At 69.2% G+C, this 18,466-nt stretch carries 17 protein-coding genes and 1 pseudogene; 12 read left to right on the top strand and 6 right to left on the bottom strand.

What is annotated here, in order from left to right:
- The 9 genes and pseudogenes from PCA_RS17530 to PCA_RS04845 all read left to right on the top strand — a co-directional run.
- Window positions 1-260: pseudogene (locus tag PCA_RS17530) on the top strand (lipid-A-disaccharide synthase); the annotation flags it as partial.
- A 180-nt stretch (window positions 261-440) separates the two neighbouring features.
- A complete protein-coding gene (rnhB, locus tag PCA_RS04880) occupies window positions 441-1,040 on the top strand; it encodes a ribonuclease HII (protein WP_181301470.1) in 600 nt (199 codons plus the stop codon).
- A gap of 197 nt (window positions 1,041-1,237) precedes the next feature.
- Window positions 1,238-1,438 (top strand): hypothetical protein, encoded by a 201-nt coding sequence (locus PCA_RS04875; RefSeq protein WP_181301469.1) that lies wholly within the window; start codon window positions 1,238-1,240, stop codon window positions 1,436-1,438.
- Window positions 1,439-1,552: 114 nt separating this feature from the next.
- On the top strand, window positions 1,553-5,098 hold the full coding sequence (gene dnaE / locus PCA_RS04870) for a DNA polymerase III subunit alpha (RefSeq protein WP_181301468.1): 3,546 nt from the start codon (window positions 1,553-1,555) through the stop codon (window positions 5,096-5,098).
- 253 nt (window positions 5,099-5,351) lie between these two features.
- Window positions 5,352-6,308 (top strand): acetyl-CoA carboxylase carboxyltransferase subunit alpha, encoded by a 957-nt coding sequence (locus tag PCA_RS04865; protein WP_181301467.1) that lies wholly within the window; start codon window positions 5,352-5,354, stop codon window positions 6,306-6,308.
- A 60-nt stretch (window positions 6,309-6,368) separates the two neighbouring features.
- On the top strand, window positions 6,369-7,103 hold the full coding sequence (locus PCA_RS04860; RefSeq protein ID WP_181301466.1) for an NYN domain-containing protein: 735 nt from the start codon (window positions 6,369-6,371) through the stop codon (window positions 7,101-7,103).
- Window positions 7,100-8,407 (top strand): tRNA lysidine(34) synthetase TilS, encoded by a 1,308-nt coding sequence (gene tilS / locus PCA_RS04855; protein WP_343204412.1) that lies wholly within the window; start codon window positions 7,100-7,102, stop codon window positions 8,405-8,407. The genes PCA_RS04860 and tilS overlap by 4 nt, the downstream gene beginning before the upstream one ends.
- A gap of 95 nt (window positions 8,408-8,502) precedes the next feature.
- Window positions 8,503-8,760, top strand: a complete 258-nt coding sequence (locus PCA_RS04850; RefSeq protein WP_181301465.1) for an exodeoxyribonuclease VII small subunit — start codon at window positions 8,503-8,505, stop codon at window positions 8,758-8,760.
- Window positions 8,744-9,640, top strand: a complete 897-nt coding sequence (locus tag PCA_RS04845) for a farnesyl diphosphate synthase (RefSeq protein ID WP_181301464.1) — start codon at window positions 8,744-8,746, stop codon at window positions 9,638-9,640. The genes PCA_RS04850 and PCA_RS04845 overlap by 17 nt, the downstream gene beginning before the upstream one ends.
- A gap of 123 nt (window positions 9,641-9,763) precedes the next feature.
- Here the strand turns inward: PCA_RS04845 and PCA_RS04840 are convergent, their stop codons facing one another.
- Both PCA_RS04840 and pmbA read right to left on the bottom strand, forming a co-directional pair.
- Window positions 9,764-10,129 carry a DUF4870 domain-containing protein gene (locus tag PCA_RS04840; RefSeq protein WP_181301517.1) on the bottom strand — a complete coding sequence of 122 codons (366 nt, stop codon included), beginning with the start codon at window positions 10,127-10,129 and terminating at the stop codon, window positions 9,764-9,766.
- Between the two features lie 93 nt (window positions 10,130-10,222).
- A complete protein-coding gene (pmbA, locus tag PCA_RS04835) occupies window positions 10,223-11,590 on the bottom strand; it encodes a metalloprotease PmbA (RefSeq protein ID WP_181301463.1) in 1,368 nt (455 codons plus the stop codon).
- Between the two features lie 119 nt (window positions 11,591-11,709).
- Between pmbA and PCA_RS04830 the strand changes: the two genes are divergently transcribed.
- Together PCA_RS04830 and yjgA are read left to right on the top strand one after the other, a co-directional pair.
- A complete protein-coding gene (locus PCA_RS04830) occupies window positions 11,710-11,946 on the top strand; it encodes a DUF1653 domain-containing protein (RefSeq protein WP_181301462.1) in 237 nt (78 codons plus the stop codon).
- A complete protein-coding gene (gene yjgA, locus PCA_RS04825; protein ID WP_181301461.1) occupies window positions 11,943-12,479 on the top strand; it encodes a ribosome biogenesis factor YjgA in 537 nt (178 codons plus the stop codon). Before PCA_RS04830 ends, yjgA begins: the two co-directional genes overlap by 4 nt.
- Window position 12,480: 1 nt before the next feature.
- Here the strand turns inward: yjgA and PCA_RS04820 are convergent, their stop codons facing one another.
- The 4 genes from PCA_RS04820 to lgt all read right to left on the bottom strand — a co-directional run bounded on the left by PCA_RS04820 (window position 12,481) and on the right by lgt (window position 15,967).
- On the bottom strand, window positions 12,481-13,434 hold the full coding sequence (locus PCA_RS04820; protein WP_343204411.1) for a Nudix family hydrolase: 954 nt from the start codon (window positions 13,432-13,434) through the stop codon (window positions 12,481-12,483).
- A 2-nt stretch (window positions 13,435-13,436) separates the two neighbouring features.
- Window positions 13,437-13,925 carry a dihydrofolate reductase gene (locus PCA_RS04815; RefSeq protein ID WP_181301460.1) on the bottom strand — a complete coding sequence of 163 codons (489 nt, stop codon included), beginning with the start codon at window positions 13,923-13,925 and terminating at the stop codon, window positions 13,437-13,439.
- 348 nt (window positions 13,926-14,273) lie between these two features.
- Window positions 14,274-15,068 (bottom strand): thymidylate synthase, encoded by a 795-nt coding sequence (locus tag PCA_RS04810; RefSeq protein ID WP_181301459.1) that lies wholly within the window; start codon window positions 15,066-15,068, stop codon window positions 14,274-14,276.
- On the bottom strand, window positions 15,065-15,967 hold the full coding sequence (gene lgt, locus PCA_RS04805) for a prolipoprotein diacylglyceryl transferase (protein WP_181301458.1): 903 nt from the start codon (window positions 15,965-15,967) through the stop codon (window positions 15,065-15,067). The genes PCA_RS04810 and lgt overlap by 4 nt, the downstream gene beginning before the upstream one ends.
- Before the next feature lie 148 nt (window positions 15,968-16,115).
- Between lgt and PCA_RS04800 the strand changes: the two genes are divergently transcribed.
- Entirely contained in the window at window positions 16,116-18,074 is a 1,959-nt protein-coding gene (locus tag PCA_RS04800; protein WP_255436666.1) for a S9 family peptidase, read from the top strand.
- The last annotated feature ends 392 nt before the right edge of the window (window positions 18,075-18,466 follow it).

The following is an 18,466-nucleotide window of genomic DNA, read 5'->3' as shown; positions in this document are numbered from 1 at the left end:
ATGTCTACGCGCTGCCCAACATCCTCGCCCGCGCCTCCGGCATGGGCGACCGCGTGGTGCTGGCGCCCGAGCTGATGCAGGACGACTGCACCGCGGCGAAGCTTGCCGACGCCGTGCTCGCGCTGTTCAACGACCGCGAACGCCGCGGCGCCATCGTCGCCGCGTTCGAGCATTTGCACCACGCGTTGCGGGCGGAGCTGGATGGGAGTGCGGCGGATGCGGCGGCGGCGGCGATTGCGGAATTGGTTGAGCGTGGGTGAGTGGTTTGTTCTCTTCTTGTACGAGGGGACGCGCACGTGATGAGGCAGCGTCGGAACAAGCCTTAGTCCTGCTGCCGTGCGAGCCCCGGCCCCTCACCTCAATCCTCTCCCCGGAGGGGAGAGGAGGCGAACGTGCCGGGTGGGTTCGCACTCTTCAGCCAACTGGCAAACGTGGCGACCATGACTTCGATTGACGAGAGTTTTTTAAGAGCAGGGGTGGACGAGGCCGGACGGGGGCCGCTGGCCGGCCCCGTGGTGGTGGCCGCGGTGATCCTCGACCCCGCGTGCCCCATTGACGGCCTGGACGACTCGAAGAAGCTCAGCGAGCGGCGGCGCGAGGCGCTGTACCCGTTGATCGTCGAGCGCGCGCTGGCGCATTGCGTGGTGGTGGTGGAGGCGGAGGAGATCGACCGGCTCAACATCTTCCAGGCCACCATGGCCGGGATGAGCCGCGCGGTGGCCGGGCTGGCGCCCGCCGCGCAGGAGGCGCTGGTGGACGGCAACAAGCTGCCCAGGGACCTGCCCTGCCCCGGCCGCGCCATCGTGGGCGGCGACGCGCTGGAGCCGGCGATCAGCGCCGCCTCCATCCTGGCCAAGGTGACCCGCGACCGGCTGATGGTGGCGCTGGACGCCGCCCACCCCGGCTACGGCTTCGCGCTGCACAAGGGCTACCCCACGCCCGCCCACCTGGCCGCGCTGCAACGGCTGGGGCCTTGCGTGCAGCACAGGCGCAGCTACGCGCCGGTACGCGAGCGGCTGGCCCGGGACAGCTTGTTCTGACGGTTCCGCGGATGTCGCCGCAGCGCGGAACGGCCGCTCCGGCACGTCGGGATGTGCCGATCATCACATGCAACCCTGGCGCGATCGGGCGCATCATGTTCACCGGGACCACCGCCCGCATGGACGCACCGGCCATGCCGGCGGCAGGCATCGCCACCGCATGGCCATCCGCGTCAACGAAACGCAGGAGTCGTGCCATGATGCCCACGATCCATCGTTCGCCCATCAACCTGCCGCCGCCCGCCGCCCCGTTGCCCGACGGCCAGGCCACCGCCGCGCCCGCCGCCGGCGCCCCGCGGAATCCGCCGCATTTCGACTACAACCACCAGCCCCTGCTGGTGAGCGGCCTCGACCACTACGTGAAGCCCGAGGAGGGCGAGCGCTTCCACGTGAGCTGAGTCCGACGGCGCGCGGGCGCCGCAGGGCGGCCCGCGCGCCTGACGGCCGCGCTGTCAAGCTTGTGAGCGGACCCGGCCACGGTTAGCCTTCCAAGACTCACCCGGTGAGTCTGCATGTCCGCACGCTTCGTCCACACCCACCTGCACAGCGAGTACTCGCTGGTCGACTCGACCATCCGCATCAAGGCGCTGGTCGCCGCCTGCGTGCAGGCGGGCATGCCGGCGGTGGCGCTCACCGACGAATGCAACATGTTCGCGCTGGTGAAGTTCTACAAGGCCTGCAGCGCGGCGGGCATCAAGCCGATCTGCGGCAGCGACCTGTGGATCGCCGCGCCGGACGATCCGCGCCCGTGGCGGCTGACCCTGCTGTGCCAGCACCGCGAGGGTTACCTCAACCTGTCGCGCCTGGTCTCGCGCGCGTGGCAGGAAGGCCAGCATGGCGGCCGCGCGCTGGTCGAGGCGGGCTGGCTCACCGCCGACGCGACGGACGGCCTGATCGCCCTGCTCGGCCGCGAGAGCGAAACCGCGCGCATCGCGCTGTCGCAAGGCCACGACTCCGCGCTGGCGAAGCTGCGCCCGCTGGCGCAACTGTTCCCGGACCGCCTGTACCTTCAACTCACCCGCTGCGGCCGCGAGGGCGAGGAAACCTGGAACTCGGCGGCGCTGGCGCTGGCCGCCGAACTGGGCCTTCCCGTCGTCGCCGGCAACGACGTGCGTTTCCTCAAGCGCGAGGACTTCGAGGCGCACGAGGCGCGTGTCTGCATCCACCAGGGCCGCGTGCTGGCCGACCCCAAGCGGCCGCGCGACTACAGCGCAGAGCAGTACCTGAAATCCCCCGGGGAAATGGCCGAGCTGTTCGCGGACCTCCCCGAGGCGCTGGAAAACACCGTCGAACTGGCGAAGCGCTGCAACCTGGAACTGAAGTTCGGCACCTACTACCTGCCCGACTTCCCGGTGCCCGAGGGCCACGACCTCGACAGCCACATCCGCGAACTGTCGCGCCAGGGCCTCAGGGAACGCCTGGCCGCCGCACCGCTGGCCGCTGGCCACACCCTCGCCGACTACGAGGCGCGGCTGGAGCGCGAGCTGGACGTCATCATCAAGATGGGCTTCCCCGGCTACTTCCTGATCGTGGCGGACTTCATCAACTGGGGCAAACAGAATGGCATCCCGGTGGGCCCGGGCCGCGGTTCCGGCGCCGGCTCGCTGGTGGCGTGGGTGCTGAAGATCACCGACCTCGACCCGCTGCAGTTCAACCTGCTGTTCGAGCGCTTCCTCAACCCCGAACGCGTGTCGATGCCGGACTTCGACATCGACTTCTGCATGGACCGCCGCGACGAGGTGATCGACTACGTGGCGCGCAAGTACGGCCGCGACCACGTCAGCCAGATCATCACCTACGGCTCGATGGCGGCGAAGGCGGTGCTGCGCGATTCCGGCCGCGTGCTCGGCATGGGCTACGGCGCGGTGGACAAGATCGCCAAGCTGATCCCGCCGCGCCCGCTGGACCTCACGCTGTCCGACGCGCTGGGCCGCACGGAAAAATCGAGGAAGGAGCCCGAGCGCGTCGTCAAGGAATTCTGCGAGCTGTACGCGCAGGACGAGGACGAGGCACGCCCGCTGATCGAGCTCGCGCTGAAGCTGGAAAGCCTCACCCGCAACGTGGGCAAGCACGCCGGCGGCGTGGTGATCGGCCCGCAGCCGCTCACCGAGTTCGCGCCGCTGTACTGCGAAGCGGGCGGCGGCGGCGTGGTGACCCAGTACGACAAGGACGACGTGGAAGCCGTCGGCCTGGTGAAGTTCGACTTCCTGGGCCTGCGCACGCTCACCATCATCGACTGGGCGGTGAAGGCGATCAACGCGCGCCGCGCGCAGGCCGGCGAGGAAGCGCTGGACATCGCCAAGCTGCCGCTGGACGACGCCGCCACCTACGCCGAGATCTTCGCCAAGGCGAAGACGGTCGCGATCTTCCAGTTCGAATCATCCGGCATGCAGCGCATGCTGAAGGACGCGCGCCCCGACCGCTTCGACGACCTCATCGCGCTGGGCGCGCTGTACCGCCCCGGCCCGATGGACCTGATCCCCAACTTCGTGGCGCGCAAGCACGGCCGCGAGGACGTGGTCTATCCCGACCCGCGCGTCGAGCCTGTCCTGAAAGAGACCTACGGCATCATGGTCTACCAGGAGCAGGTGATGCAGATGGCGCAGATCGTGGGCGGCTACACGCTCGGCGGCGCCGACCTGCTGCGCCGTGCGATGGGCAAGAAGAAAGTCGAGGAGATGGCGAAGGAGCGCGCCAAGTTCCGCGAGGGCGCGGCGAAGGACGGCGTGGGCAGCGACAAGGCCGACGAGATCTTCGACGTGATGGAGAAGTTCGCCGGCTACGGCTTCAACAAGTCGCACGCCGCGGCCTACGCGCTGGTCTCCTACCAGACCGCGTGGCTGAAGGCGCACTACCCCGCCGAATTCATGGCCGCGACGATCTCGTCGGACATGGACAACACCGACAAGGCGGTGACCTTCATCGAGGAATCCAAAGCGATCGGCCTCGAGGTATTGCCGCCCGACGTGAACGCCTCGGACTACATGTTCGTGGCCGTCGAACCGAAGGTCATCCGTTACGGTCTGGGCGCGATCAAGGGCGTGGGCCAGGGCGCCTGCGAGTCCATCGTGGCGGAACGGCTGCGCGGCGGCGTCTACCAGGATCTCGCCGGCTTCTGCCGCCGCGTCGATCCCGCCAAGCTCAACCGGCGCGTGCTGGAGGCGCTGATCCTCTCCGGCGCGCTGGACGCGCTGGCGCCGAACCGCGCCAGCCTGATGCTGCAGTTGCCCGACGCGATCAAGGCCGCCGAGCAGCACCTGCGCGACCGCCAGTCCGGCCAGAACGACATGTTCGGCGCCGCCATGGGCGCGGCCACGCCGGTGCTGCAGATCGACCTGCCCACCGCCCCCGAGTGGCCGCTGGAGCAGCGCCTGCAAGGCGAACGGGACACGCTGGGCCACTATCTCTCCGGCCACCCCGTCGATCCCTGGCGCGAGGAACTCGCCCAGCTCGCCACCTGCCCGCTGGGCGAGATCGTCGACCGCTACCAGCCGCCGCGGCCGCGCAAGAGCGACGGCGACGACGGCAACCGCTTCCGTCGCGGCCCCGACACGCCGTGGACGGCCGCCGGCATGGTGGTGGCAGTGCGCAAGCGCGGCGACAGCGACGCCTTCGTGCGGCTGGAAGACGGCACCGGCGCGATCGAGGTGAGCTTCTTCGGCGAGTTGTACCAGCAGGTGGCCCCGCTGCTGCTGCGCGACGAGATGCTTATCGTCGAGGGCGGCCTGCGCATCGACGAATTCTCCGGCGGCGGCTTCCAGATCCGCGCCCGCAGCGCCACCACCCTGGCCGACGCCTGCCGCAGGCAGGCGCGCCTGCTGCAGGTGAAGTTGAACGGCATCGGCCCCGACTTCTCCGCCCAACTGCGCCAGGCCCTGGCCGGCTTCCGCGGCGGTCGCGCCAGCGTCACCCTGCACGGCTACCACAACGCCGATGCCCAGGCCGACCTGGAACTGGGCGAGGACTGGCGGGTGGAGGCCATACCCGACCTGCTGCGCGCGGTCAGGGCCTTGCCGGGGGTGCAGGCGGCGCGGTTGCGGATGGTCAGGGGGGAGTGAGGTTTTTCCACGGCGCGCAGCACCAGAGCAGGAGCCTTGCCTGAACTCGAAAGCCGCCTTCCTGGCGGCTTTCGAGTTGGCCGGGCCGGCGCAGCCGACCCGGCCTCCGCTGTGCAGGCGCATCGCGCCTGCACACGGGCGGCACATCCATGTGCCGCGCTGGCGCCGCTCGCGGCGCCAGCCATACGCCCCCGTTCCCCCGCTTTTTGCGCGCCCGGTATACTGGCCCGCTACCGTCCACGAATCCTGGCGAATGAATCCCAACTTCCTCGATTTCGAACAACCCATTGCCGAGCTGGAGGCGAAGATCGAGGAACTGCGCCACACCAGCAACGGGCAGGCGCTCGACATCGACGAGGAAGTCGGCCGGCTGCGCGAGAAGCTCAAGCTCAAGACCAACGACATCTTCAAGAACCTCACCTCGTGGCAGATCGCCCAGCTGTCGCGCCATCCGGCGCGCCCGTACACGCTGGACTACATCGGCGTGATCTGCGAGGAATTCCACGAGCTGGCCGGCGACCGCATGTACGCGGACGACGGCGCCATCGTGGGCGGCCTGGGCCGCATCAACGGCCGGCAGGTGATGATCGTGGGCCACCAGAAGGCGCGCGACACCAAGGGCAAGCTCAGGCGCAACTTCGGCATGCCGCGCCCCGAGGGTTACCGCAAGGCGCTGCGCCTGATGAAGATGGCCGAGCGCTTCGGCCTGCCTGTGCTCACGCTCATCGACACCATGGGCGCCTACCCCGGCATCGGCGCCGAGGAACGCGGCCAGAGCGAAGCCATCGCCCGCAACCTGCTGGAAATGGCCGACCTCAGGACGCCGATCATCTGCACCGTGATCGGCGAGGGCGGCTCCGGCGGCGCGCTGGCGATCGGCGTGGGCGACCGCACCAACATGCTGCAGTACTCGACCTATTCCGTGATCACCCCGGAAGGTTGCGCCACCATCCTGTGGCGCAGCGCCGAACGCGCCAAGGACGCCGCCGAGGCGCTCGGCCTCACCGCGCCGCGCCTGCTGGAACTGGGCCTGATCGACAAGGTGATCCGCGAACCGCTGGGCGGCGCCCACCGCAACCCGCACTCCATGGCCGTGCGCCTCAAGGCCGTGCTGATGAACCAGCTCGACGAACTGCAGGCCATGCCCCTGCCCGACCTGCGGGAACAGCGCTACGAGCGCCTGCGCAGCTACGGCGCGTTCCAGGAATAACGGCGCGCCGGCGCACCTGGCGCTACCATCGGCAGCATCCTCACGCTGCCGGGAAGCGCCATGGCCCACGACAAGCTCGCCGTACTGATCGACGCGGACAACGCACGCCCGGCCATCGTCGAAGGCCTGCTCGCCGAGATCGCCAAATTCGGCACCGCGCATGTCAAGCGCATCTACGGCGACTGGACCAAGCCCGACCTCAACAGCTGGAAGGACGCGCTGCTGCGCCATTCGATCCAGCCGATCCAGCAGTTCCGCTACACCGTGGGCAAGAACGCCACCGACTCGGCGATGATCATCGACGCGATGGACCTGCTCTACTCCGAGCGCTTCGACGGCTTCTGCATCGTCTCCAGCGACAGCGACTTCACGCGGCTCGCCTCGCGCATCCGCGAGTCCGGGCTCACCGTGTACGGCTTCGGCGAGAAGAAGACGCCCGAGCCGTTCCGCACCGCCTGCGACAAGTTCATCTACACCGAGGTGCTGGTCCGCGCCGACGAAAGCGAGGCGGAAACCGCGCCCAAGCCCCGCTCGGTCAAGGAACTGCGCGGCGACACGCGCCTGATGAACCTGCTGCGCGGCGCGATAGAGGCCGCCTCCGACGATTCCGGCTGGGCCGGCCTCGGCGCCGTCGGCAGCATCGTCAGCAAGCAGTCGCCCGACTTCGACTCGCGCAACTACGGTTACGCCAAGCTCAGCGGCCTGATCAAGGACATCGGCCTGTTCGAGACCGAGGAGCGGCACATCGGCAACGGCAAGCACATCTACGTGCGACCCAAAAGCGGCAAGAAGTGAAGTCATCGCTGCCCGACCACCTCGATGCCGCGCTGGTTGGGATGCCCGAAGCCGCGCTCTGCGTGGCGTTCAGCGGCGGCCCCGACTCCACGGCCCTGCTGCACGCGCTGGCGCAACGGCCGGCAGCGCGTGCGCGCGGCCTGCGGGCGCTGCACATCGATCACGGCCTGCATGCGGACAGCGCCGCATGGGCCGAACATTGCCGGCAATTCTGCGCCGGTCTCGGCCTGAAGTGCGAAGTGCTGCGCGTGCAGGTCGAAACGCAGCGCGGCGAAGGCGTGGAGGCCGCCGCGCGCCATGCCCGCTACGCCGCGTTCGCGACGCACCTGCGCGCAGGTGAAATCCTGCTGCTGGCCCACCACCGCGACGACCAGGCCGAGACCGTGCTGCTGAAGCTGCTGCGCGGCGCCGGGCCGGAAGGGCTGGGCGGCATGCGCGAACGCCGGCCGCTGGGCCGCGGCGAACTGTGGCGGCCGCTGCTGCACGACATCACGCGCGAACAACTGCGCGATTACGTCGCCACGCACCGCCTGCCCTGCATCGACGATCCGTCGAACGCCGACACGCGCCTCGCACGCAACCGCCTGCGCCACGACATCCTGCCGCGCCTTGCCGCGTACTGGCCGCAAGCGGTGGATTCGATCCTGCACAGCGCCGCGCTCAGCCGCGCCGCCGCCGATGCCTTGCGCGTGCAATGGCTGGACGCCTTCGCGTCGCTGCACGACGAAGACACCGGCAGCCTCGACGCCGGCGGCTGGCTGGCGCTCGCCCCCGCGCTGCGCGAACCCCTGCTCGACCACTGGCTGCACACGCGCGGCCTGTCGGCGCCCACCACGGCCCAGCGCGCGCAGATCGAGCGCCAATGCGCCGCGGCAGCGGGCCAGTCGCCGTGCATCCGCTGGGGCGGCACGGAACTGCACATCTGGAAGGGCCGCCTGTGGGCACGCGCCTTGCCCCCGCCCATCGATCCGGACTGGGAGACAACAGGCTGGCGAGGCGAGCCGCTGGCCTTGCCCGATGGCGGCCACCTCGCCCTGCACGATGCGGCCGCCCGCCTGCCCGTGCCGCTGACGGTGCGGCTGCGGCGGGGCGGCGAACGCATCCGCCCGGCCGGCGACGCGCATACCCGCGAGCTGCGCGACCTGTTCCAGCAGGCGGCGCTGCCGCCGTGGCAACGCATTGCCTGCCCCCTGCTCTACGAAGGCGAGGAACTGGTGGCCGTGGCCGACCGCTGGGCCAGCGCGCGCGGCCGGCAACTGTTCGATGACGCAGGCCGCCTGCCGTGCTGGCAACCCGGTTCGTGACACCTGCCAACCAGACTCCAAAACCGCGTTTTTGCAGGGTCGGCCACGGCCTTTCGCATTGATTCCCGCGCCCCGCTGCGCTAGCGTTGCGGGCCATGGCCAAGACCGCTTCCACCGCCGCCAAGACGCCCCCTGCCGTCGACTTCGAACACTCGCTGGACGAGCTCGAACAGCTGGTGGCGAAGATGGAAGGCGGCGAACAGAGCCTGGACGAATCGCTGGCCTCGTTCGAGCGCGGCATCGGCCTGTACCGTCACTGCCAGCAGGCACTGGAGCAGGCCGAACTGCGCGTGCGCCTGCTGCTCGACCCCGAAGCCCCTGACACTGCCGAACCGTTTGAACCCGAACTCTGAACTGGGGCCGCAACTCCAAGCACTGATCCACCGCGCCGAACAGGCGCTGGACACCTGCCTGCCCGACGCCGCGCAGTCCCCCGCCGAACTGCATCGCGCCATGCGCTACGCCGTGCTCGGCGGCGGCAAGCGCCTGCGCCCGCTGCTGGTCTACGCCGCGGCCCACGCGCTGGGCCGCGACGACACCGCGCTCGACGCCTCCGCCTGCGCCGTGGAGCTGATCCACGCCTATTCGCTGGTGCACGACGACCTGCCCGCCATGGACGACGACGCGCTCCGCCGCGGCCGCCCCACCTGCCACATCGTGTTCGGCGAGGCGATGGCGATACTCGCCGGCGACGCGCTGCAGGCATTGGCCTTCGAACTGCTGGCCGCTCCCGGCGCCGCACCTGGCGCCGCCACCGGCATGCGCATGCTGCACGCGCTGGGCCGCGCCTGCGGCGCCGAAGGCATGGCCGGCGGCCAGGCGCTGGACCTTGCCGCGGTGGGCCGCAAGCTCACGCTGGCGGAACTGGAACACATGCACGCCTGCAAGACCGGCGCGCTGATCCGCGCCGCGGTGCAACTGGGCGCGCTGGCCGCCGGTGCCGACGAGGGTACGCTGGCGGCGCTGGATCGCTACGCCGCCGCCGTGGGCCTGGCCTTCCAGGTGCGCGACGACATCCTCGACGTGGAAGGCGAATCCGCCGTGATCGGCAAGACCGCCGGCAAGGACGCCGCCGCCGACAAACCCACCTTCCCCTCGATCATCGGCCTCGACGCCTCGCGCGCCCGGTTGGCCGAACTCACCACGAATGCGCTCGACGCCATCGCGCCGCTGGGCCCCCGCGGCGAACTGCTGGCCGAGCTGGCCCGCTACTCCGCACAGCGGCACCACTGAAAAGCCTCCGCGGCTTTCTTCACATCGCGTTGACGTCGTCCCGCATGCGGACTGCCGCCGCTGGCGACCGCCATACGGAAAAAGCCCGCATGGCGGGCTTTTTCCGTTCGGCCGAACTTCGGCTCAGTTCACCAGGCGCAGGGCGAACGGATAGCGATACGTGCCGTCCGAGCTGACCTTGACCGCGGCGATGATGCAGAACACCAGGTTCAGCAGCCACAGCAGCGGCGTGAGCAGCGCGCCGATCAGGATGAAGGTGAGCACCCAGCAGACCACGTAGCCGATCAGCACGGTGATCTGGAAGTTCAGCGCCTCCTTGGCTTCCTTCACGAGATAGGCCTTGTCGGCGCGATCCTTGTGGATCAGCCACACGATCAACGGCACGATCACGTTGAGGATGAAGCCCGACAGGTGGGTGAGCATGGCGACGTTGCGGTCGTCGCTGCTGGCTTCGGTGGTGGCGGGCGGCGAGGGTGGCGAGGGTGGCATCTGGTCCGACGGTGTACTCATGAGCAATCCTCCCGGTGAGTGGAATGCGCGCATCGCGCATGGATCAAACGCGTACCCAGCATGCCGCAGGAATCATTCACCCGCCACTGTCATCCGGCCTACCAGAACCGAGCCGCACAGGATATGCGAGCGCGGATCGACGTCCCTGCCGGTGGCGAGGATGCCGGCGTACATGTCGCGCAGGTTCGCGGCGATGGTGACTTCCTGGACCGGGTGGACCACCACCCCGTCCTCCACCCAGAAACCGGCCGCGCCGCGCGAGTAATCCCCGGTGATGGTGTTCACGCCCTGCCCCATCACCTCGGTGACCAGCAGGCCGGTGCCCAGCCGGCGCAGCATGCCGGCGAAGTCGCTGGCCTCGCCGTCGGCGGCACCGGGCGCCACGCGCAGGTTGTGGATGCCGCCGGCGTTGCCGGTGGAAGCCAGGCCCAGCTTGCGCGCGGAATAGCTGCCCAGCACGTAGCGCGCCAGCACGCCGCCTTCCACCAGCGCGCTGTCCACGGTGGCCACGCCTTCCGCGTCGAAGTTGCCCGAGCCGTGGCCGCGCCTGAGGTGCGGCTGCTCCTCGATGCGCAACCACGCCGGCATGATCGCCTTGCCCGCATGGTCGAGCAGGAAGCTGGCGCGGCGGTACAGCGCGCCGCCGCTCACCGCGCCCAGCAGGTGGCCGATCAGGCCGCGGGCGATCTCCGGCGCGAACAGCACCGGGCAGTCGCGGGTGGACAGGCTGCGCGCATCCAGCCGCGCCAGCGTGCGTTCCGCCGCCTTGTCGCCCAGCGCCGCCGCGCCGATGAAATCGCCGGCGCTGCGCACGCTGTCGTACCAGTAGTCGCGCTGCATGCGCTCGCCCTCGCCCGCGATCAGCGACAGCGACAGCGAATGCCGGGTGCCGCGCTCGCGCCCCACGAAACCGTGCGAATTCGCGTACACCGACAGGCTCTCGCCCTTCTGCACGCCGGCGCCGTCGGAGTTGCTGATGCCGGCATGCGCGCGGCCGGCGTCCTCGATCTGCCGGCCCAGTTCGATCGCACCCGCGGTGTCGATGGCCCAGGGGTGCCACAGGTCGAGGTCCGGGAAGGCCGTCGCCATGCGCGCGGCGTCGGCCAGGCCGGCGGCCGGGTCTTCCTCGGTGAACCTCGCGATGGCGCAGGCCTGGTCCAGCGTGGCCTGGATCGAGTCGGGGTGCAGGTCGGCGGTGCTGGCCGAACCCTTGCGCTGGCCGAAGTACACGGTGAGGCCGAAGCCGCGGTCGCGGGTGTGTTCGACCGTCTCCACCTCGCCCAGCCGCACGTTGACGCTGAGGCCGGTGTCGATGCTGGCGGCCACCTCGGCGGCGCTGGCGCCGGCGGCGCGGGCGCGGCGGATCACGTCTTCGGCCAGTTCGGCGAGGTGGTCCAGGTCCGCGGGGCTGCGGTCGGCGGAGGGTGCGATTTCGCTCACGTAGGGATTTCCGGACGGGTCAACGGGCTGAATTCAAACAGGTAGAATGCACGATCCGCGCCGTGCCGTCTCCACATGGGGATGCCGCGGCACTACTGCAACGCTACGCGGAGCCACCCATGTCGGTCGTCCCCGGCCTATATCGCCACTACAAGGGCCAGCACTACCGCGTCCTCGGCACCGCCCGCCACAGCGAGACGCTGGAACCGCTGGTGGTGTACCAGGCGCTGTACGGCGAGCACGGCCTGTGGGTGCGCCCCGCGGCGATGTTCGCCGAAAGCGTGACCGTGGACGGCACGCGCATGCCCCGCTTCGCGCTGGAACGGGCCGAACCGGGTCCGCTGGAAAACCCATGAACCGCAACTACACCGACGACCCCGAGCACGACTACGGCCCCACCCGCACCCAGCAGCGCCGCGATGCGCTGGCCGTGCTGGAGCTGGCCGGCCAGCTGGTCGAACTGCCGCCGGCGAAACTGGCGAAGCTGGAGCTGCCGGACGACGTGCGCGACGAGATCGCCAACGTGCGCCGCATCCCTTCGCACATCGCGCGCAAGCGCCAGCTGGCTTTCCTCGCCAAGCTGATGCGCCGCCACGACAGCTCCGCATTCGACGCGGTACGCGCCGCGCTGGGCGAGAACCGCGACCGCCAGCGCCAGGAAACCGCCGCGATGCACCGGCTGGAAGCGCTGCGCGAGCGCCTGCTGGGCGAAGACGGCGACGACGCGACCTCCGAGTTGATCGAAAGCCATCCCGGCATCGACCGCCAGCACCTGCGCGCACTGATCCGCCAGGCGCGCGTGGAGAAGGCGGCGCCGAACAAGCCGCCGCGCGCCTACCGCGAGCTGTTCCAGTTGCTGAAGTCGCTGCAGGACGACGCTGCGGACTGAATCAGGCGGCCGGCCAGAAGCCGCGTATCCCCGCCACGCCCTGCGCACCGGCTGCCCGCGCCTGCGCCAGGAGCGCCGGCGCCATGCCGCCCAGCGCGTACACCGGCATCGCCGCCGCCTCGGCCAGCGCCTGGAAACTCGGCCATCCCAGCGGCTGCGCCTGCGGATGGCTGGCGGTAGCCATCACCGGCGACAGCGTGGCGAAATCCGCCTCCAGCCGCAGCGCCTGCGCCAGTTGCGCGGCATCGTGGCAACTGGCACCGACGACTTGTAGCAGCGGTAGCGGCCGCTCATCGAGCGCGGCCAATTGCGCGCCGGTCAGGTGCACACCGATGCCCAGCATCTGCGCGCCCTCGATATCCGCGTTGAGCAAAAGCTGCGCGCCGTATTTGCGCGCCACGGGCAACAACGATGCGGCGAACGCGCGCACTTCCTCACGCGACCACTGCGGCAGGCGCAACTGCAGCAGCCGCTCGCCCGCTTCGATGGCGCGACCGACCCGCTCGAACCACTGCCCACGCTCGCCCGGCAGCACCTCGGCTGGCGTGACGAGGTAATGCGGCGGCAGGCGCAAGGCTTGCAGGATCGCGCGGTCCGCCGGCGCCAGCATTCCCGGATCGGCTTGCATCGGCGGGCACCATTGCAGGCCCTGCCCTTCCAGCGAACGCGGCTCGCCGCGCCAGCGCGTCACGCACCAGGCATCCAGCAGCAGCTCGCGCTCGTGGTAATGCCAGGGCACGCGGATCAGCGGCGCGGCCTCGACCAGCGCGATGCCCAGTTCCTCGTCCAGCTCGCGCGCCAACGCCGCCAGCGGCGTCTCGCCGGGTTCGCGCTTGCCGCCGGGAAACTCCCACAGGCCCGCCAGATGCTTGCCGGCGGGTCGCTCGGCCAGCAGCACGCGCCCTTCGCAGTCGCACAGCGCGCCGGCCAGCACGTGCAGCGGCGCAGTTCCCACGCTCAGCTGCCGCGGACGTACTCGACCATGTCGAAATCGTAGGCGTGTTCGGCGTCGTGCTTGTGATGCACCCGCGAGACCTCGGTCCATTCGCTGAAGTGCACGCCGGGGAAGAAAGTATCCGCGCCGTCCACCGCCGCGCTCACCCAGGTGAGGTACAGGCGGCGCGCCGCCGGCAACGCCTCGCGGAACACCTGGCCGCCGCCGATCACCATCAGGCCGGTGTGGTCGCAGCGGGCCTGCGCTTCCTCGATGGAACGCACGGTGACCTGGCCGGGGAACGGCGCGTCGTGGCGCTTGGACAACACCAGGTTGGTGCGGTCGGGCAACGCCCGGCCGATCGACACGGCGGTGTTGTAGCCCATCAACACGTGCTTGCCCACGGTGAGCTGCTTGAACCAGCGCAGGTCGTCGGGCAGGTGCCAGGGCAGATGCCCCTTGCGGCCGATGGCGAAGTTCTCGTCGAGGGCGGCGATCAGCGAAATGGCCATCTTGGCTCCTGGCAGGAAGTCATAAGTACAAGCGGCATATGCGGCAGCACGACCGCCTGCCCATGATCCCGCCCATTGTAGCCATTCGACGGAGCGCCGAGCATGGTCATATTCACGGGTTTTCCGGGGACCGCGCTGGCGTCGGCTGCCACGGGTGCCACGCCCACCAAGGCCGGGCGCAGCCCACCGTGCAAGAGGCGGGCCGTTTCCATGCAGTGCCGGAGACGGTGACCGGGCAGAAGCTGAAACTGCTGGTGGATACGGGCGGTGGCGGAGCCGGCCTCTACTGGGGCAACTGGTCGGCCACAAATCGGCTGCGGCTGCGAACCGGCAACTGCACGGTGGTGGCTACACCGCCACCGGCGCCTTGATCGCCGGATACGGGTTGTAGCCCTCGATGGCGATGTCCCCGTAGCGGAAATCCTCCAGCGCGCGCACCTCGGGGTTCAGCACCAGCGTCGGCAAGGGGCGCGGCTCGCGCGTCAGTTGCAGCCGCGCCTGCTCGACGTGGTTGCTGTACAGGTGCGCGTCGCCCAGCGTGTGCACGAAATCGCCCACGCCCAAGCCGCACACCTGCGCCACCATGTGGGTGAGCAGCGCATAGCTGGCGATGTTGAACGGCACGCCGAGGAAGATGTCGCCGGAGCGCTGGTAGAGCTGGCAGCTAAGCTTGCCGTCCGCCACATAGAACTGGAACAGCGAGTGGCAAGGCATCAGCGCCATCTTCGGCAGCTCGCCCACGTTCCACGCGCTGACGATCAGGCGACGCGAGTCGGGATTGCGGCGGATCTCGTCCACCACCCAGCGGATCTGGTCCACCGCGCCGCCGTCGGCCGTGGGCCAGGCGCGCCACTGCCTGCCGTAGACGGGACCCAGTTCGCCATGCTCGTCGGCCCACTCGTCCCAGATGCTGACGCCGTTTTCCTTGAGGTAGGCGATGTTGGTGTCGCCCTGCAGGAACCAGATCAGCTCGTGGACGATGGATTTCAGGTGCAGCTTCTTGGTGGTGACCAGCGGGAAGCCGTCGGCAAGATCGAAGCGCATCTGCCAGCCGAACACGCTGCGCGTGCCGGTGCCGGTACGGTCGGCCTTGATCGTGCCGTGCTCCAGCACGTGGCGCAGCAGGTCGAGGTAGGCCTTCATGCCTTGTCCCTGGGCGGCATCGCCACCTCGTACAGGCGCAACGTGGGCGCGCGCCGCGACAGCCACAGCAGCCACAGGCCCACGGCGATCAGCGGCAGCGACAGGATCTGCCCCATCGTCAGCCAGCCGAACGCGAGGTAACCCAGTTGGGCGTCGGGCAGGCGCACGAACTCCACCGCGAAACGGAAGCAGCCGTACATCAGCGCGAACAGGCCGGAGATCAGATAGCGCGGGCGTGGCTTCATCGACACCAGCCACAGCACGGCGAACATCACCACGCCCTCCAGCGCCATCTCGTACAGTTGCGAAGGATGGCGGACCAGGCCGCCGAGTTGCTGCAGCTGCGCCAGCCATTGCGGATGTGTCGCCGCATAGGCCACGTCCTCGACATGCGCGTGCGGAAAGATCATGCCCCACGGCAGTTGCGTGGGCTTGCCCCACAGTTCGCCGTTGATGAAGTTGCCCAGCCGTCCCAGCCCCAGCCCGATCGGCACCAGCGGCGCCACGAAATCCACGGTGTCGAAAAAGTGCAGCTGGCGCCGGCGCGACCACCACCAGCCCGCCGCCAGCACGCCGAGCAGGCCGCCGTGGAAGCTCATGCCGCCGTCCCACACGCGGAACAGCGCCAGCGGTTCGGTCCAGATCCAGCGCAGGCCGCCGGCGTAATAGAACAGCATGTAGCCGACCCGGCCGCCCACGATCACGCCCATCATCCCGTAGAAGAACAGGTCGCTCAGCGCGTCGCGCGTCACCGGCAGGCGCCCCTGTCGGCGGCGGTATTCCCCCAGCAGCGCGGCGCTGAAGAAGCCCACCAGGTACATCAATCCGTACCAGTGCACCTGCACCGGTCCGAGGTGGAAGGCGACGGATTCGATATTGACGACCAGGGGCTGCGTCATGCGGTGCGGGATCAGGCCGGACAAGGCCGCCAGTGTAGCGGGACAGGCCCTCACCCGGTGGCTACACTGCCGGACACCCGGTCAGTCCTGGTGCAGGGGAGCACTCGCCACGGCCGGGCCACAACGTCTCTACAGGGGAGAACAGGGGATGATGCCTTTGCGCAAACTGCGCGTCGCGCTGGTCGCGGCGTGGTTGCTGCCGTCCGTCGCCGTCGCGGCGGACCTGATTCCGGTGGAAAGCTTCGCCCGCCACGCCAGCGTGTCCATGCCCCGGCTGTCGCCGGACGGCAAACACGTCGCGCTGCGCATGGACGATGACGGCAACCATGCGCTGGTGATCTTCGATGTCGCCGACATGAGCCACCCGGTCAGCATGCTGCGCATGCCCAGGTTCGAGGTACCGGTGAACGTGGCCTGGGTCAGCTCGACCCGACTGGTGGTGGAGAAAGGCAAGCAGTTCGGCTCCATCGACCAGCCGCGTGGAACGGGCGAAATCCTTGCCACCAATGTCGACGGCACCCATCAGGACTATCTGTTCGGCTATCGGTCCGGTTACGGCAGCCGCGGCGACACCCGCCAGGCCGACAACGGCTGGGGTTCGGTGGACGGGCTGCCCGAGAAGGCCAATGGCCACTTCTATCTCGGCGCGCAACCCTGGAACGAGGACAACCAGAGCAGGCTGTACGACGTCGATGCCGTGAAGAACGTACGCCACCTGATCGGCGACATCGGCGTGGGCCAGCTCAGCTTCATGGTGAACCCGGACGGCAAGGTGGAATTCGCGTTCGGCACCAATCCCGATTTCGAGTACGTGGCCTACCAGCGCATCGGCGATCGCTGGGCCCAGTTGGGCAAGGCGCAGGCCGGCAGGTATTTCGCGCCGTTCGCCACCGCCCCGGACAAGGAGCACATCTACGCCTGGTACAGCGCGGAAGGCGGTCCCTCGCAGCTGATCGAGCAGCGGTTGTACGGCGCCGACCGCAAGGTGCTGGCCAAGGACGACTTCGGCAGCGTCGGCAACGTCCAGTGGACCGCGCCGCCGCGACAGCCGTTCGCGGTGATCCCGTCGACCGGCACGCCGCAACCGGTCTACGTCGACCCGTCCCTGCCGGCAGCCAGGCTGTACATGGCGATCAGCCAGAAGTTTCCCGGCGAGTTCGTCGATTTCATCGACTTCAGCGAGGACGGCCGGGAGCTGCTGTTCACCGTCAGCAGCGACCGCGACCCGGGCACCTACTACCTGATCGACACCGAGCACTACAAGGTGCGCAAGCTGTTCGAGCTGGCGCCGTGGATAGAGCCGGCGAAAATGGCCGAACGCATCCCGATGCGCTTCAAGGCCAGCGACGGCATGGAACTGGAGGCCATCCTCACCGTGCCCGCTGGTGCGCCGATGAACCAGCTGCCGATGGTGCTGCTGCCCCACGGCGGCCCGCACGGCGTCGACGACAACTGGTTCTTCGACGCCGACGCGCAATTCCTCGCCAGCCGCGGCTACCTCGTGCTGCAGGTGAACTACCGCGGGTCCGGCGGCCGCGGCGCGGACTTCCGGGAGGCCGGCTATCTGAAGTGGGGCACCCGCATTCAGCAGGACCTGATCGACGGCGTGAAGTGGGCCGAGCAGCAGCACTACGCCGACCCGGACCGGGTGTGCGTGTACGGCGGCAGCTTCGGCGGCTACTCGGCGCTGATGTCGGTGATCCGCGCCCCCGGCCTGTTCAAGTGCGCGATCGGCTACGCCGGCATCTACGACCTGGCGATGATGTACAAGAAAGGCGACATCCGCCTGGCCGCCTCCGGCCGGAACTACCTCACCAACGTGATCGGCAAGGACGATGCGGCGCTGGCCGACAACTCGCCCGACAAGCTCGCCGACCGGATCGACGTGCCGGTGCTTCTGATCCACGGCGAGGACGACCAGCGCGCGCCGTTCGCCCAGGCCAAGGCCATGCGGGCCGCCCTGGACGCCGCGCACAAACCGTACGAATGGATGAGCAAGCCCAACGAAGGCCATGGCTTCTATACGGAAGCCAACAACGTGGAACGCCTGAACCGCATGCAGGAGTTCCTGGCCAGATACATAGGCAAGGGCAAGCCTTCGCCCTGACCCGGCAGCAGCGCTTGCCGCGCCCGGGCGGTCGCGGCAAGCGGCTCTACGCCTCGGCAACAGGCGCGGAATGAAGTCTCAATCACCGCCTCCTGCGCCCCATCGCCGCGGAAGCAAGGCATGCCCGTCGGCAATGCCCAGTATCGGCGATCCGCGCTTCCGGTCCCTCAGGTGCGCGATCAGCTGCGCCGGCATCCATGGCTTGGCGATGACGTGCAACAAGCGGATATCCACTTGGCCGCCGCGAGCCGCAGCCCCCTTCCCCGTGAGGGCAGGACGAGGCGATCCCGGACCGGGGGCACGTCCCCACCTGGTTCACCGCGGAAGGCAGTCCCGCCCAACCGATGAAACAGCAGTTGAATGGCGCCGCCCACGCGGCGCTGGCCAGTAGC

It is taken from the genome of Rhodanobacter sp. PCA2, assembly GCF_013620825.1.
Taxonomy (GTDB): Bacteria; Pseudomonadota; Gammaproteobacteria; order Xanthomonadales; family Rhodanobacteraceae; genus Rhodanobacter_A.
The sequence above is the reverse complement of the archived record's forward strand: the minus strand, read 5'-3'. Positions and strand labels throughout refer to the sequence as shown.

Coding starts and splice junctions, on each gene's coding strand:
- PCA_RS04830 (WP_181301462.1), top strand. CDS start 11,710: ATGTCGGTCGTCCCCGGCCTATATCGCCACTACAAGGGCCAGCACTAC.
- PCA_RS04840 (WP_181301517.1), bottom strand. CDS start 10,129: ATGCCACCCTCGCCACCCTCGCCGCCCGCCACCACCGAAGCCAGCAGC.
- PCA_RS04860 (WP_181301466.1), top strand. CDS start 6,369: ATGGCCCACGACAAGCTCGCCGTACTGATCGACGCGGACAACGCACGC.
- PCA_RS04865 (WP_181301467.1), top strand. CDS start 5,352: ATGAATCCCAACTTCCTCGATTTCGAACAACCCATTGCCGAGCTGGAG.
- PCA_RS04850 (WP_181301465.1), top strand. CDS start 8,503: ATGGCCAAGACCGCTTCCACCGCCGCCAAGACGCCCCCTGCCGTCGAC.
- rnhB (WP_181301470.1), top strand. CDS start 441: ATGACTTCGATTGACGAGAGTTTTTTAAGAGCAGGGGTGGACGAGGCC.
- lgt (WP_181301458.1), bottom strand. CDS start 15,967: ATGACGCAGCCCCTGGTCGTCAATATCGAATCCGTCGCCTTCCACCTC.
- PCA_RS04810 (WP_181301459.1), bottom strand. CDS start 15,068: ATGAAGGCCTACCTCGACCTGCTGCGCCACGTGCTGGAGCACGGCACG.
- PCA_RS04875 (WP_181301469.1), top strand. CDS start 1,238: ATGATGCCCACGATCCATCGTTCGCCCATCAACCTGCCGCCGCCCGCC.
- PCA_RS04815 (WP_181301460.1), bottom strand. CDS start 13,925: ATGGCCATTTCGCTGATCGCCGCCCTCGACGAGAACTTCGCCATCGGC.
- PCA_RS04800 (WP_255436666.1), top strand. CDS start 16,116: ATGATGCCTTTGCGCAAACTGCGCGTCGCGCTGGTCGCGGCGTGGTTG.
- dnaE (WP_181301468.1), top strand. CDS start 1,553: ATGTCCGCACGCTTCGTCCACACCCACCTGCACAGCGAGTACTCGCTG.
- yjgA (WP_181301461.1), top strand. CDS start 11,943: ATGAACCGCAACTACACCGACGACCCCGAGCACGACTACGGCCCCACC.